The sequence below is a fragment of the Pseudomonas sp. 22515 genome (assembly GCF_052044625.1).
Lineage (GTDB): Bacteria > Pseudomonadota > Gammaproteobacteria > Pseudomonadales > Pseudomonadaceae > Aquipseudomonas > Aquipseudomonas alloputida.
Genome location: NZ_JBQENN010000002.1, coordinates 80,007 through 94,197, shown reverse-complemented (window position 1 = coordinate 94,197; position 14,191 = coordinate 80,007). Strand labels below are relative to the sequence as shown.

Genomic DNA, 14,191 nt, shown 5'->3' with positions numbered 1-14,191 from the left:
TGAGCAGAATTCTTATAAATTTCTGATGTGTGTTGTTGTTGTTTTTTGCAGATGACCGAAGCGGGTATTGACCTCCTCTTCGCATGACCGGTTGTAATCGTTGATCCAGGTCAGTATTAATCTATAGGCCGGGGTCAACAAACGACCTTTTCGAACCACATAATTCCTTTATGGAATGAACTCCTTCTTTTTTTGCTCGGTATTTGCCCGTCATGTCCAAACGCCTGATGCCTTCGACCACCGCCCTTCAGTGCTTCGAAGCGGCCGCTCGCCACCTCAGCTTCACCCGCGCGGCCCAGGAACTGCACCTGACCCAGAGCGCCGTCAGCAAGCAGGTCGCGCAGCTTGAAGACATGCTCTCGCACTCGCTGTTCCAGCGCATTCGCCGGCGCCTGCACCTGACCCCGGCCGGCGCGCTGTACCTCACCGAAGTGAACAAGATCCTCACCCAGATCGACATATCCAGCCGCTATATCCTCAGCTACGGCGACGAAACCGAAGTGCTGCGCATCGCCACCCAGCCGACCTTCGGCGCGCGCTGGCTGGTGCCCCGGCTCAAGGGTTTTGGTGACCGCTACCCACGCATTCACCTGGATGTGCGCAACGAGCTGGAGCCATTCGACCTGGTACAGGCCAAGGCTGACGTCGCCTTTTTCTTCGGCCAGGGCACCTGGCCCGGGGCGACCTGCATCGAGTTGTTCAGCGAAGAAGTGGTGCCGGTGTGCAGCCCGCAGCTGCTGGCCAGCCACCGTTTCGACAGCGCCCAGGCATTGACTGAGCACCGCCTGTTGCAATGCGTGTCGCGGCCGGAGGCCTGGCATGAGTGGTTCCTGGGGCTTGGGTTGCATAGCCAGAACAGCTACCACGGGCCGCGCTTCGACACGTTCTACCTGTGTATCCGCGCGGCCATCTCCGGCTGCGGCATAGCCCTGATTCCCCGCTATCTGGTGGCCGAAGAGCTGAGCGAAGGCAAGCTGGTGGTGGCCTGGGACCACCCTGTGGCAAGCAACGGGAGGCACTTCATTGCGCATGCCGAGCATGCGGCCGAAGTGCCCAAGATCAGGGCCTTCGTGCAGTGGATCCGGGAGCGGGTGGCTGAAGGCGATTGATTTGACCTGCCCTGGCCTCTGGTAGGAGCGGGCTTGCCCGCGAAGAGGCCGGCACAGCCAACCCAAAAAACCGGCCAGATCACGAATCCATGGAATGATCGCAATCGAATAATTCGTTTGCGGAATAACCCGCCGACACGCTTGGATAATAAGAAACTCGAACAAGGTCCGCGTGCCCCCATGAACCAGGAAAGTATCAGCCAATCCATTGCCATCGTTCACCCGATCACACTTTCCCATGGCCGTAATGCCGAAGTCTGGGACACTGACGGCAAACGTTACATCGACTTCGTCGGCGGTATCGGCGTGCTCAACCTGGGCCACTGCAACCCCGCTGTAGTCGAGGCCATCCAGGCTCAGGCCACCCGCCTGACCCACTACGCCTTCAACGCGGCCCCTCACGGCCCGTACCTGGCCCTGATGGAGCAACTGAGCCAGTTTGTGCCAGTCAGCTACCCACTGGCCGGCATGCTCACCAACAGCGGCGCGGAAGCGGCGGAAAACGCCCTGAAAGTGGCCCGCGGCGCCACCGGCAAACGCGCCATCATCGCGTTCGACGGCGGCTTCCATGGCCGCACCCTGGCCACCCTGAACCTCAATGGCAAGGTCGCCCCCTACAAGCAGCGGGTCGGCGAACTGCCCGGGCCGGTGTACCACCTGCCCTACCCGGGCGCGGATACCGGGGTTACCTGCGAACAGGCACTCAAGGCCATGGATCGCCTGTTCAGCGTCGAGCTGGCCGTGGAGGACGTCGCGGCGTTCATCTTCGAGCCGGTGCAGGGTGAAGGCGGCTTCCTTGCCCTGGACCCGGCCTTCGCCCAGGCCCTGCGCCGCTTCTGCGACGAGCGTGGCATCCTGATCATCATCGACGAGATCCAGTCGGGCTTCGGCCGCACCGGCCAGCGCTTCGCGTTTCCGCGCCTGGGTATCGAGCCCGACCTGCTGCTGCTGGCCAAGAGCATCGCTGGCGGTATGCCGCTGGGTGCAGTGGTCGGGCGCAAGGAATTGATGGCGGCGCTGCCCAAGGGCGGCCTGGGTGGCACCTATTCAGGCAACCCGATTGCCTGTGCGGCGGCCTTGGCCAGCCTGGCGCAGATGACCGACGAAAACCTAGCAACCTGGGGTGAACGGCAGGAACAGGCCATCGTCAGCCGTTATGAGCGCTGGAAGGCTTCGGGCCTGAGCCCGTACATCGGCCGCCTGACCGGCGTGGGCGCCATGCGAGGGATCGAGTTCGCCAATACCGATGGCAGCCCGGCACCGGCACAACTGGCCAAGGTGATGGAAGCGGCCCGCGCCAAGGGCCTGCTGCTGATGCCCAGCGGCAAGGCGCGGCACATCATTCGCCTGCTGGCACCGCTGACCATCGAGGCCGAGGTACTCGAGGAAGGGCTGGATATCCTCGAGCAGTGCCTGGCAGAACTGAACTGAGGCTTACAGGCCGAGTTCTTCCGGGGTAAGCATGTCGGACTCGAAGGCGATCCAGCCGCCTTCCAGTTCGGCATGGCCGTTGACGATCGGGCCGTAATAGGTCAGGCCGTTCTCCAGGGTCACGCAAATGTGCGTGGCCGGTTTCTCAGGGGCCGCGAGCGTACCGACGAAATGCACCTTCTTCAGGGTTTCGGTCACCGCTTCCAGGCCCACGCGCATCTTGGGGTTTTCCGAAGCCTCGGTATCTCCGCCACGGTCTTCAGCGCTGATGGTCACGGTGGCGATGTACGGGTACTTGATGCTCAAACGGGGTTACCTCGGTGGGTGTATAGGCGTACGGGCGCGTAGAGTACGGCAGGCCGTCTCTGTTGTCTCTACTGGCCTCTTCGCGGGCACGCCCGCTCCCACAGGGATCGCATGTTGCTTGGGGTATGCAGGGCACCTGTGCGGGGCGGGTCTGCCTGGGAAGAGCCGGGCCTGCAACAGGTGATCTGAATGCCCCGATCTGTTAGGGTGCCCGCCGATGCACGCCACACCACACGAGGATCCCGAGTGAGCGCCGAAGAACCCCTGATCGCCGACCTGTTCGAAGTCGACAAACGCCTGTCCCTCAAGCCCGTCGTGGACTTCAACAGCTACCTGCGCAATGCCTTCGGCGAGGGCCCATGCCGCTGCCACCGCTGCGTAGAAGGCGCCGACCAAAGCACCTACAGCCACGCGCACAACTTCACCTTCGAAGGCCGCCAGTGGCACCGCCGGTTCGCCACCACCGCCGGCAGCGACGTCGCCCAGGTGTTGAAAAAAGCCTGGCTGTCGTACACCAAGGCTGATCTCAACCTGGTCGGCGCGCTGGACCTGACCACCCTCAAGACCTTCACCGAGGCCGCCCTGCACACGCGCCTGCTGGCCTTGCTGCCGGCCAGCGGCCTGGCCCGTGAAGTAGATGGCCAGTGGATGCTGCAAGCCCAGGCCGACTGACGGCCCGGTGGCAGGGCAGGATTCCACCGGTCTGCTAACTTGGTGGAATCCGTCCACCCACAGGTAGTCCGCCATGGCCCGCACAACGCCCATCGAGCTGTACCGCAATATCGGCATCGTCGCCCACGTGGATGCCGGCAAGACCACGACCACCGAGCGGATCCTGTTCTACACCGGGGTCAACCACAAGATGGGCGAAGTGCACGATGGCGCGGCGACCATGGACTGGATGGCCCAGGAGCAGGAACGCGGCATCACCATCACCTCGGCGGCGACCACAGCGTTCTGGCAAGGCTCGACCAAGCAGTTCGCCCACAAGTACCGTTTCAACATCATCGACACCCCAGGCCACGTCGATTTCACCATCGAGGTGGAGCGCTCATTGCGCGTGCTCGATGGCGCGGTCGTGGTATTCAGCGGCGCGGACGGCGTCGAGCCGCAGTCCGAGACAGTCTGGCGCCAGGCCAACAAGTATCACGTGCCACGCTTGGCCTACATCAACAAGATGGACCGCCAGGGGGCCGACTTCCTGCGCGTGGTCAAGCAGATCGATCAGCGCCTGGGGCACCACCCGGTGCCCATCCAGCTGGCCATCGGCAGCGAAGAAAACTTCATGGGCCAGATCGACCTGGTGAAGATGAAGGCCATCTACTGGAACGATGCCGACCAGGGCACCAGCTACCGCGAAGAAGAAATCCCCGCCGAACTGAAGGCTCTGGCCGACGAATGGCGCGCGCACATGATCGAAGCTGCGGCCGAGGCCAATGACGAGCTGACCATGAAGTTTCTCGATGGCGAGGAGCTGAGCGTCGAAGAGATCAAGGCCGGGTTGCGCCAGCGCACCATCGCCAACGAAATCGTGCCGACCATCCTCGGCTCCTCTTTCAAGAACAAGGGCGTGCCGCTGATGCTCGATGCGGTAATCGATTACCTGCCCGCCCCCTCGGAAATTCCTGCCATCCGCGGCACCGACCCGGACGATGAAGAAAAGCACCTGGAACGGCACGCCGACGACAAAGAGCCGTTCTCGGCACTGGCTTTCAAGATCGCCACCGACCCGTTCGTCGGCACCCTCACCTTCGCCCGCGTTTATTCCGGCGTGCTCAGTTCAGGCAATGCGGTACTCAACTCGGTCAAAGGCAAGAAGGAACGCATCGGCCGCATGGTGCAGATGCATGCCAACCAGCGTGCCGAAATCAAGGACGTGTGCGCAGGCGACATCGCCGCACTGATCGGCATGAAGGACGTGACCACCGGCGATACCCTGTGCGACATGGACAAACCGATCATCCTCGAACGCATGGACTTCCCTGACCCGGTAATTTCCGTGGCCGTGGAGCCGAAGACCAAAGCCGACCAGGAAAAAATGGGCATCGCCCTTGGCAAGCTGGCCCAGGAGGATCCGTCATTCCGCGTGCGTACCGACGAAGAGACCGGGCAGACCATCATCTCGGGCATGGGCGAGTTGCACCTGGACATCATCGTCGACCGCATGCGCCGCGAGTTCAACGTCGAGGCCAACATCGGCAAGCCGCAGGTGGCCTACCGGGAAAAAATCCGCAATACCTGCGAGATCGAGGGGCGTTTCGTGCGCCAGTCCGGTGGCCGTGGCCAATACGGCCATTGCTGGATCCGTTTCGCCCCCGGTGATGAAGGCAAAGAAGGCCTGGAGTTCATCAACGAGATCGTCGGCGGCGTGGTACCCCGCGAGTACATCCCGGCAATCCAGAAGGGTATCGAAGAGCAAATGAAGAACGGCGTGCTTGCCGGCTACCCCCTGATCAACCTCAAGGCCGCCGTGTTCGACGGCTCGTACCACGATGTCGACTCCAACGAGATGGCCTACAAGATCGCCGCGTCAATGGCCACCAAGCAGTTGTCGCAGAAAGGCGGCGCAGTGTTGCTGGAGCCGGTGATGAAGGTAGAGGTGGTGACGCCCGAGGAATATCAGGGCGACATCCTCGGCGACTTGAGCCGACGTCGCGGCATGATCCAGGACGGTGATGAAACACCGGCTGGCAAGGTGATACGTGCCGAAGTGCCGTTGGGTGAAATGTTCGGCTACGCCACCTCGATGCGCTCGATGACCCAGGGCCGGGCCAGCTTCTCGATGGAGTTCACCCGCTATGCCGAGGCCCCGGCGAGCATTGCCGATGGCATCGTCAAGAAGAGCCGCGGAGAGTAAGCAGTTCTCCTGTGCCGGCCTCTTCGCGGGTAAACCCGCGCCTACAGGGGTATGCGATCCCCCGTAGGCGCGGGTTTACCCGCGAAGAAACCGACACAGACACCAACAGTTTTCAGTGCTGCTCGCCCGCCCGCTTCAACAGCTTCTTGCACCGCTCGGACAAATGCACCACGCGCAAATGCTTGCCCGCCTTGGCATAGCGCTCGCGCAGGGTTTTCAGCGCCGCAACCGCCGAATAGTCGACAAAGCTCAAATGCTGGCAATCCAGCGTGACCTGGGCCGGGTCCCCGGCCGTGTCGAACTGGTTGAGGAACGAGGTGGTCGAGGCAAAGAACAGCGTGCCATGCAGCTGATAACGCTTGCCGCCCTCCGCGTCCTCATGGGTGTCGGCATACAGCTCCCGCGCATGCTGCCAGGCAAAGTTGAGCGCCGCGATGATGATACCGAACAGCACTGCCATGGCCAGGTCGGTGAGCACCGTGACCACGGTCACCGCCACGATCGCCAGCACATCATTCACCGGCACCTTGTGCAACACCCGCAACGACGCCCAGGCAAAGGTCTGCTGGGCCACCACGAACATCACCCCAACCAGCGCCGCCAGGGGAATGCGCTCGATCAGCGGCGACAGGAACAGCACGAACAGCAGAATCATTACCCCGGCCACTACCCCCGACAACCGGCCCCGGCCATTGGAGCTGAGGTTGATCACCGTCTGCCCGATCATCGCGCAGCCGCCCATGCCGCCGCACAGGCCCGACACCATGTTCGCAGCGCCCAATGCCACACACTCGCGGTCCGGGAAGCCACGGCTCTCGGTGATCTCATCGGTCAGGTTGAGGGTGAGCAGGGTTTCCAGCAGGCCGACCATGGCCATCAGCACCGCGTAGGGGGCGATGATCTTCAGGGTTTCCAGATTCCAGGGCACCTCCGGCAGCGCCAGCCCTGGCAGGCCGCCGGCGATGTGCGCCATGTCGCCCAGGGTGCGGGTAGGCAGCCCGAGCACGTACACCAGCAGGCCAACACCGAGGATCGCCACCAAGGCCGGCGGCACTGCACGGGTCAGTTTCGGCAGCACATAAACCACCGCCATGGTCAGCACGACCAGGCCGATCATCAGGTACAGCGGCGTGCCACTGAGCCAGTGTTCGCCGTCCTTGAAATGCTCCAGCTGAGCCATGGCGATGACGATGGCCAGGCCGTTTACGAAGCCAAGCATGACCGGGTAGGGCACCAGGCGCACCAGTTTGCCCAGGCGCAGCAGGCCGAACAGGATCATCACCACACCGCCCAGCAGCACCGTGGCCAGCAGGTACTGCACGCCGTGCTGCACCACCAAGGCGACGATCACCACCGCCATCGAGCCGGCAGCGCCTGAGATCATCCCCGGCCGCCCGCCGAACAGCGCCGTCAGGGTACAAATGATGAACGCGCCATACAGGCCCATCAGCGGGTTGAGATGGGCCACCAGGGCAAAGGCGATGCACTCGGGGACCAAGGCAAACGAGGTGGTAAGGCCGGCGAGCAGGTCGGCGCGTAGTCGGGCGGGCTTCATGGGCTTCCTGTGGTGCAGTCCTGACGGACGTTAGAAAAACGAGGGGCGCGATGTTACGGAATTTGTCTGACAGCGGCCACCGCTCAACGCACCCGTTCCAGGCTCTGCACGGCCAGGTCCAGCGCACGCTGCATGTCCAGGCGCGCCGAACGGCCCAGGTCCGGGTCGTTCAGGCGGCCGCCACGCTCTGAGGGCAGGATCGGCGCCGTCAGGTCTTCGGCATCCATCGCTTCGAAATCCTGTTCGGCGCCCAGGGTCAAGGCACTGCGCCGCAACAGCATGCGCACCTGTTCCGGGGTAAGTGCCGGGTTGATCGACAGCATCGTCGCCACAGTGGCAGTCACCAAGGGTGTTGCGTACGACGTGCCGCAATGCGCAGCCTCGGCAGACACCGGGCGTATGCAGGCAGCAGCACTGACATCCACGCGCATGTCGATGTTGGAACTGTGACGCTTGCGCACATGATCGTGGGCTTCAACTGCCGTAGCCTTGCCACTGCGCTGATGCCCGCCCACCACCAGCAATTGTTCGGTGATGAATGACGAAGGCAGGCGATATTCATCGGTCCCCGACCAGGACGCACCATTGCCCGCCGAATTCACCACCACCACATCAGGGTGCTCCTTGCGCAGCCAGAGGAAAAACTCCTCAAGCAACTCCTCGTAGCCACTCATTGCCAGCCCGGAACGCACCAGCGAATCGACCTCATCACCGTTGACATCGCGCGCGCCGACCCGGTGGATGCCCCAGCTCCAGTTCAGCACCCGCACGCCATCTTCGACCAGGTTCACCGAGGCAGCGATGTTGGCGGTGATACCGGCATCCGAGTTGCGCTCTACCACCACCTCGAAGCCAGGGCTGTGCTTGCCCAGCCCCGGCAAAAAGCCCTCACCCTGCGCAGCGAGAATGCCCGCAACATGGCTGCCGTGGCTGGCCGGGCGATCACCGTCGCGAGCGAAGAGGCATGTCTGGCCTCGTTCGCAGCCCCCTCGATAATCGCCGAACCCTGGGGCGTCAAAGTCCACTTCACGCTCGATTACCCCGACCCGCACGGGCTTCACCGGCAAGCCAGAGGCGGCAATCCGGCGCCGGTAGAAATACAGCGCGTCCATGAAGCGATTGGCCGCCCATTCGTCCGCCTGGTCGATGGCCCGGGTGCCGCGCCCATTGCCCTCCTCCCCGCGCTCGGGGGCGGACTCTTCGACAATCACGGCATCCACGCTGACTTCACTGCCCATGCGCAGGACCATCGCATCGCGCTGCACCAGGTTCTTTACCGGCAAGCGCAACTGGTAGACATTCAGCGGCGGTATGGCACCGACAACCTGGGCGCCGTATTTACCGGCGATGCGCCGGGCCTCGCCGAGGCCGTCGTATTTTTCTTCGATCAACAGGCTGACCAGATCGACATAAGTGGTCAGGCCGTCCATGTTCTTCGCCACTTCATCAGGCCCTGCGGCGATCACATGACTGCGCTGGCGGGTCAGCCATACCGGGTTGCTGGTGCGGCCGCCATCGGCCAGCCAGAGCGGGGCGCTGCGCTGGGCTTCTCTCGCCAGTTTCAGCGTCAGCCGGTCACCTTGCCGCCCGACATTGGCTTCTGACAGCCGCACACCGCCCAACCATACCGTTGGCAGGTTTGCCCCGAGCCCCTCGGCACGCAGGCACCATTGCTGCTGGCTATCGCTGAACAAGTCGCCGCAACGCTGCAACTGCTTGATGCGCAGCGTGTCCGCTGCAGCCTGTGCACCCAGACTGCAAAGCCATAACAGCAAGATCAGGACACCGTTCATGCAATCACCCCACGCGCTCCCTGTGAGTGCGACTTACGGGGCACCTCAAAGGTTCACCTGTGGCTGACAACTGCCTGGTCGCGGGCGAGCCATTCGGCCATGGAAGTATCCTCCAACGCGTACTCGCCACGATTGGCCTTCCATACCAGCTCCTTGTCGCGCAGGGCATCGAGGGCCTTCTGTACGTTTGCCGTGTTGACGTTGGCTACCGCCTGGGCCTGCTCCAGCTTGCGGCTGACCTCAACCAGGGTTTGCTCGGTAAACGGGGAAAACGACTGCCGGCCCAGCGTGCGCTCGGCCATGACCTCTAGCACGGCCTGCTGCAACGGCGTAAGTTCGTTCCAAGCGCTTTCGTAGTCACTCCACACCCCGGCTTGATGGTTCAGCGCCCCATTGCGCAGCAGTTCACCCAGGTTGCCCGCCTCACCCAGGCCGACACTGACTTCGGCCAACAGTTTGTTGAGCATTTCCGGGCGCCGGCCGACCAATTCGAACGCGTATGCCAGGTCCTCTACCTTGAACTGGTTACTGTCGGCCAGGCGACGGTTCCACAAGGCGGTGATGAATTCGACATATTCACGCCCCAGCAACGGAAATGGCGTGATGCTTGCACCAAAGAATGGCTGCTTGCTCTTGAGTACCAGGTTGGCCAGCTTGTCGCGACTAGAGCCCGTGAACACCAGGCGCAAGCCGTCCGGACGGTCGCCACGGTTAAGGTGGTCACGCGCGGCTTTCAGCGCGAACATCGCATTAAGGCCATCTTCGCTGTTAAGGGCGTGCTGAGCCTCGTCGATGATCAGTACTACCAACTGCCCTGACACTTGATGCAACACGGCAAGCGCCTGGGCCAGGGTAGTACCCGCAGGCAGTTGCGGGCGGGTGAAATCCCAGCTCAGGGTGCGCAGCAGGTTGATCTTGTCGATACCGGCCTTTTTCGCGGTCCTGGCCAGCGCGCCTTCGAATCTGGCCAGCGCAGTACCGATGGCGCCGCTGATGAGCTGCGCAGGGGCGGCGTCGCGATCCGACCACAGATCGACGTAAACCGGTAGCCAGCCGCGCTGTACACATTCCGGTATGAAGTCGTTGTTGAGGAAGGTGCTCTTGCCCGTACGCCGGGGCGCGGCCAGAAACATGCCCGAGCTGTAATCGACCAACGACTCGCCGGCCAGGTCTTGGGCCAGTGCGGTGGCCAACTGATGACGGCGTAGGAGCGGGCGAACGGGAGACATGCAATTAACCTCAATTATCTTGCCTACTATAATTTATAGCCTACAAGATAAACCAGGATAATACGACCGTCCGCAACAGTGCCGGCGTGATCCAGATCCGGCAAAAAGTCAGCAAATTTGCCATCATGTTGATTCCACCTGCGGAGATCATGGACATGCCGCTACGCCCCCTTTTCACCTCCCTGTTGCTGGTCGCCAGCCTCACCGCCCATGCCGCCACCGAGGTGGTGCCACTTCAGCATCGCAGCAGCGCCGAACTGCTGCCCGCCCTGCAGGCGTTCATCGGCAAGGACGGCACGGTCAGCGCCTTCGAGAACAAACTGATCGTCAACGCCAGCCCCGAGCGCATCGACGACCTGCGCGCCCTGCTGCAACAGCTGGATACGGCGCCCAAGCGCCTGCTGATCAGCGTCGACAACAACGACAGCAACTTCCAGGACAACCGCGGCAACGCACGCGTCATTCACTACGGCACCAGCAACCGCGACGGCGGCATGCAACAGGTACAAGCCAGCGAAGGGCAACCGGCACTGATCCAGGTGGGCCAGAGCATCCCCATTACCAGCACCAGCACAGACGGCTATGGGCGCATTCAAAGCAACACCGAATACCGCAACGTGACCCAAGGCTTCTACGTGACCCCCAGCCTGAGCGGCGAAACGGTTCGTCTGCAAATAAGCAGCAATAATGACCGTATCAGCCATGAACGTGCAGATGTAGTGAAAGTACAAAGTACCGACACGACAGTCACGGGCAAGCTCGGCGAGTGGATCACCCTGGCGGGGTTCAACCAGCAGAGCCAAGCCGATCGCAGCGCATCAAGCCATACGTACAGCACCCAACGGGGTGAAAACATGACATTGCGGGTCAAAGTCGACCTTGTTGACTGATACCAGGCAATTCAAGGCTTCGACCAAAGGCCTTGAAACTGACTGCCAAGTCGCATTAGACCAAAGATGTAGTAAGTACAAAAAAGCACTACAAAACATTTGACAGGGTCTTTTTCCCAAGGGCATGATGGCCTCGCTCCCGCTAATCAGGGGCCCTGGCAAGGGCCTTCGAGGCGTGCTCCTCCCACCCCTGGAGGCGCCTCGTGTCTATACGGCCCACAAGGCGGTTCGACGGGATTGCGACTGCAACGAAGAAGTTGTCCCGAGGGACGGAAGCGCATCACCGCAGTACTGGCAATCGCGTCGCACCGCAGCAAGGCAACCACGAGCCGACCTGCCGGAGCACACCTTCGCCTGGTCTGCCCACCCTTCCCCTTCGAGCCTTCGCGTTCGCCGCCGCATTCCTGCGAACAGGACAGCCGCCAGGCACCTGATCTGCTCCGAGCATCAGCACAATTAACCCAAGATCGATGCGACGAGGTTTATTTCCATGGCACTGACACGCGAACAGCAAATTGCAGCCCTCGAGAAAGACTGGGCCGAAAACCCGCGCTGGAAAGGCGTGACCCGTACCTACACCGCCGCTGATGTCGTTCGCCTGCGTGGCTCCGTGCAACCTGAGCACACCTTTGCGCGTCAGGGCGCAGAAAAACTGTGGAAGCTGGTCACCGAAGGTGCCCACCCGTCCTTCCGCCCCGAAAAAGATTTCGTCAACTGCATGGGCGCCCTGACGGGCGGCCAGGCTGTACAGCAGGTCAAGGCCGGCATCCAGGCCATCTACCTGTCCGGCTGGCAGGTTGCCGCCGACAACAACTCGGCCGAGTCGATGTACCCTGACCAGTCGCTGTACCCGGTCGACTCGGTACCGACCGTGGTCAAACGCATCAACAACGCGTTCCGCCGCGCCGACCAGATCCAGTGGAAAGCCGGCAAGAACCCGGGCGACGAAGGGTACATCGACTACTTCGCGCCCATCGTGGCCGACGCCGAAGCCGGTTTCGGTGGCGTACTGAACGCCTACGAGCTGATGAAGAACATGATCGAAGCAGGCGCCGCCGGCGTGCACTTCGAAGACCAGCTGGCCTCGGTTAAAAAATGCGGCCACATGGGCGGCAAGGTGCTGGTGCCGACTCAGGAAGCCGTACAGAAGCTGGTGGCCGCTCGCCTGGCCGCTGACGTGTCGGGTGTACCGACCATCATTCTGGCCCGCACCGACGCCAACGCCGCCGACCTGCTGACCAGCGACTGCGACCCGTACGACCAGCCGTTCGTGGTTGGCGAGCGCACCCGCGAAGGCTTCTACAAGGTCCGTGCCGGCCTCGATCAGGCCATTGCCCGCGGCCTGGCCTATGCCCCGTACGCCGACCTGATCTGGTGTGAAACCGCCAAGCCGGACCTGGACGAAGCCCGTCGCTTCGCCGAGGCGATCAAGAAGGAGTACCCGGACCAGATCCTGTCGTACAACTGCTCGCCTTCCTTCAACTGGAAGAAAAACCTGGACGACGCCACCATCGCCAAGTTCCAGCGCGAACTGTCGGCCATGGGTTACAAGCATCAGTTCATCACCCTGGCCGGCATCCACAACATGTGGCACGGCATGTTCAACCTGGCGCACGACTACGCCCGCAACGACATGACCGCCTACGTGAAGCTGCAGGAGCAGGAATTCGCTGACGCCAGCAAGGGCTACACCTTCGTGGCGCACCAGCAGGAAGTGGGCACTGGCTACTTCGACGACATGACCACCGTGATCCAGGGTGGCGCTTCGTCGGTGACTGCACTGACCGGCTCTACCGAGGAAGAGCAGTTCCACTGATAGTGGGTTGCGGTTGAACTAAGGCCCGGGGCTTGTGAAAGCTCCGGGCCTTTGTTTTTACCCGAGAAAGGGCCGGGCCTGCTGGCCAATTTTTACCAGCCGTTCACCGTTGCCGCCGCTACCGTATTCGCGGGTAAACCCGCTCCTACACTAATCGGAAGGAGACACACATCGGCGATTGGGCGCAGGCCGCTGCAGGAACGGGTTTACCCCCGAAAGGGCCGGCACAGGCCGCAGCAAAACCCCGGATCAGAGCTATGCTTGTGGCAGCCCAGCAGCAAGGACCGCCCATGCCTCGTCCAAGCCACCTGATGATTCTCGCCCTGACCGCCGCTGCCCTCTATCTATATGCACTGGCCAGCGACAACACCCTGCTCGCCCTCATGACCAAACCCATCCCGGTGCTGGCCTTGATTGCCTGGCTGCGCAGCACCCCGGTTTCGCCTTATCGCACATGGATCTCGATCGGCCTGGCCTTCTCGGTACTCGGCGACATCCTGCTGGCCATCCCCGCCGACCTGTTCGTGTTCGGCTTGGCTGCTTTCCTTTGTGCCCACCTTGCTTACCTGCGCGGCTATTGCGGCATTACCCTGCGCCCCGCCCTGCCCGCACTGATCTTCAGCGCAATCACAGGCATCGCGCTGCTCGGTGTACTGGCCAGCCACGGCCTCGGCCCGTTGCTGATCCCGGTAGCGCTCTACGCCCTGGCCATCAGCGCCATGCTCTGGCGCGCACTGGCCTGCGGGGGAGTTGCAGCACTGGGTGCCGGCCTGTTCGTGTTCTCCGACAGCCTGATCGGCATCGACCGCTTCGTCAGCCCGTTCGCCGCCGCACCGTACCTGATCATCCTCGCCTACTGGCTCGGCCAATGGGCCATCACTTCATCAGTCAGTCATCGCTCAACCGATAAAGTATTGACCCAGAGCGGTGCACGCAGGACCGAGAGCTGCTAGAACAAGGGTTTTTTGCAATTGCAAGTAGGGGGAATCGCCCGATGAACTTTACAAGGCACAGAAGAGCCAAATTCAACGGCAGCAGCTCAAATGATATTAATTATCATTACAGGAGTTGCAATTCGTTACCTGCAGCAAGAAACATAATTATCAAAACCGCGCGTAATGCCCGAATTTCAAGGCTCTCAGCCAGTTACGAACGGTTTTTGTACTTAATCCTACGAATAAATTTGCGACAGAAATTTTACTTGC

At 61.9% G+C, this 14,191-nt stretch carries 11 protein-coding genes; 7 read left to right on the top strand and 4 right to left on the bottom strand.

The genetic code is table 11. From position 1 onward, the window contains the following. Positions 1-212 precede the first annotated feature (212 nt). Together gcvA and ACTJJN_RS02990 are read left to right on the top strand one after the other, a co-directional pair. Positions 213-1,109 (top strand): transcriptional regulator GcvA, encoded by an 897-nt coding sequence (gcvA, locus tag ACTJJN_RS02995; protein ID WP_003251398.1) that lies wholly within the window; start codon positions 213-215, stop codon positions 1,107-1,109. Positions 1,110-1,289: 180 nt separating this feature from the next. Next, positions 1,290-2,540 carry a 2-aminoadipate transaminase gene (locus tag ACTJJN_RS02990; protein ID WP_088512513.1) on the top strand — a complete coding sequence of 417 codons (1,251 nt, stop codon included), beginning with the start codon at positions 1,290-1,292 and terminating at the stop codon, positions 2,538-2,540. Positions 2,541-2,543: 3 nt separating this feature from the next. Here ACTJJN_RS02990 and ACTJJN_RS02985 read toward each other — a convergent pair whose 3' ends face one another. Next, entirely contained in the window at positions 2,544-2,846 is a 303-nt protein-coding gene (locus tag ACTJJN_RS02985; RefSeq protein ID WP_014590324.1) for a hypothetical protein, read from the bottom strand. A gap of 246 nt (positions 2,847-3,092) precedes the next feature. Between ACTJJN_RS02985 and ACTJJN_RS02980 the strand changes: the two genes are divergently transcribed. Beyond that, complete coding sequence (locus ACTJJN_RS02980) at positions 3,093-3,518, top strand: hypothetical protein (RefSeq protein WP_014755923.1); 426 nt, start codon at positions 3,093-3,095, stop codon at positions 3,516-3,518. Between the two features lie 73 nt (positions 3,519-3,591). Continuing rightward, complete coding sequence (gene fusA / locus ACTJJN_RS02975) at positions 3,592-5,703, top strand: elongation factor G (protein ID WP_014755922.1); 2,112 nt, start codon at positions 3,592-3,594, stop codon at positions 5,701-5,703. Between the two features lie 112 nt (positions 5,704-5,815). Here fusA and ACTJJN_RS02970 read toward each other — a convergent pair whose 3' ends face one another. From ACTJJN_RS02970 to ACTJJN_RS02960, 3 genes are all read right to left on the bottom strand, one after another. Then, complete coding sequence (locus ACTJJN_RS02970; protein ID WP_440780918.1) at positions 5,816-7,258, bottom strand: SulP family inorganic anion transporter; 1,443 nt, start codon at positions 7,256-7,258, stop codon at positions 5,816-5,818. 83 nt (positions 7,259-7,341) lie between these two features. Next, positions 7,342-9,051, bottom strand: a complete 1,710-nt coding sequence (locus tag ACTJJN_RS02965; RefSeq protein WP_012051775.1) for a S8/S53 family peptidase — start codon at positions 9,049-9,051, stop codon at positions 7,342-7,344. Between the two features lie 53 nt (positions 9,052-9,104). Continuing rightward, a complete protein-coding gene (locus ACTJJN_RS02960; protein WP_012051774.1) occupies positions 9,105-10,280 on the bottom strand; it encodes a hypothetical protein in 1,176 nt (391 codons plus the stop codon). Between the two features lie 125 nt (positions 10,281-10,405). On the opposite strand from ACTJJN_RS02960, the gene ACTJJN_RS02955 reads away from it, so the two are divergent. From ACTJJN_RS02955 to ACTJJN_RS02945, 3 genes are all read left to right on the top strand, one after another. Beyond that, positions 10,406-11,170 (top strand): secretin N-terminal domain-containing protein, encoded by a 765-nt coding sequence (locus ACTJJN_RS02955; RefSeq protein ID WP_173879731.1) that lies wholly within the window; start codon positions 10,406-10,408, stop codon positions 11,168-11,170. Between the two features lie 490 nt (positions 11,171-11,660). After that, positions 11,661-12,986 (top strand): isocitrate lyase, encoded by a 1,326-nt coding sequence (gene aceA / locus ACTJJN_RS02950; RefSeq protein ID WP_012051772.1) that lies wholly within the window; start codon positions 11,661-11,663, stop codon positions 12,984-12,986. A gap of 290 nt (positions 12,987-13,276) precedes the next feature. Then, positions 13,277-13,939 (top strand): lysoplasmalogenase, encoded by a 663-nt coding sequence (locus tag ACTJJN_RS02945; protein ID WP_440780917.1) that lies wholly within the window; start codon positions 13,277-13,279, stop codon positions 13,937-13,939. Positions 13,940-14,191 lie beyond the last annotated feature (252 nt).

Bases quoted from the DNA above. Each gene is read 5' to 3' on its own strand.
- ACTJJN_RS02955 (WP_173879731.1), top strand. From the start codon at position 10,406: ATGTTGATTCCACCTGCGGAGATCATGGACATGCCGCTACGCCCCCTT.
- ACTJJN_RS02965 (WP_012051775.1), bottom strand. From the start codon at position 9,051: ATGAACGGTGTCCTGATCTTGCTGTTATGGCTTTGCAGTCTGGGTGCA.
- ACTJJN_RS02970 (WP_440780918.1), bottom strand. From the start codon at position 7,258: ATGAAGCCCGCCCGACTACGCGCCGACCTGCTCGCCGGCCTTACCACC.
- ACTJJN_RS02990 (WP_088512513.1), top strand. From the start codon at position 1,290: ATGAACCAGGAAAGTATCAGCCAATCCATTGCCATCGTTCACCCGATC.
- gcvA (WP_003251398.1), top strand. From the start codon at position 213: ATGTCCAAACGCCTGATGCCTTCGACCACCGCCCTTCAGTGCTTCGAA.
- fusA (WP_014755922.1), top strand. From the start codon at position 3,592: ATGGCCCGCACAACGCCCATCGAGCTGTACCGCAATATCGGCATCGTC.
- aceA (WP_012051772.1), top strand. From the start codon at position 11,661: ATGGCACTGACACGCGAACAGCAAATTGCAGCCCTCGAGAAAGACTGG.
- ACTJJN_RS02960 (WP_012051774.1), bottom strand. From the start codon at position 10,280: ATGTCTCCCGTTCGCCCGCTCCTACGCCGTCATCAGTTGGCCACCGCA.
- ACTJJN_RS02945 (WP_440780917.1), top strand. From the start codon at position 13,277: ATGCCTCGTCCAAGCCACCTGATGATTCTCGCCCTGACCGCCGCTGCC.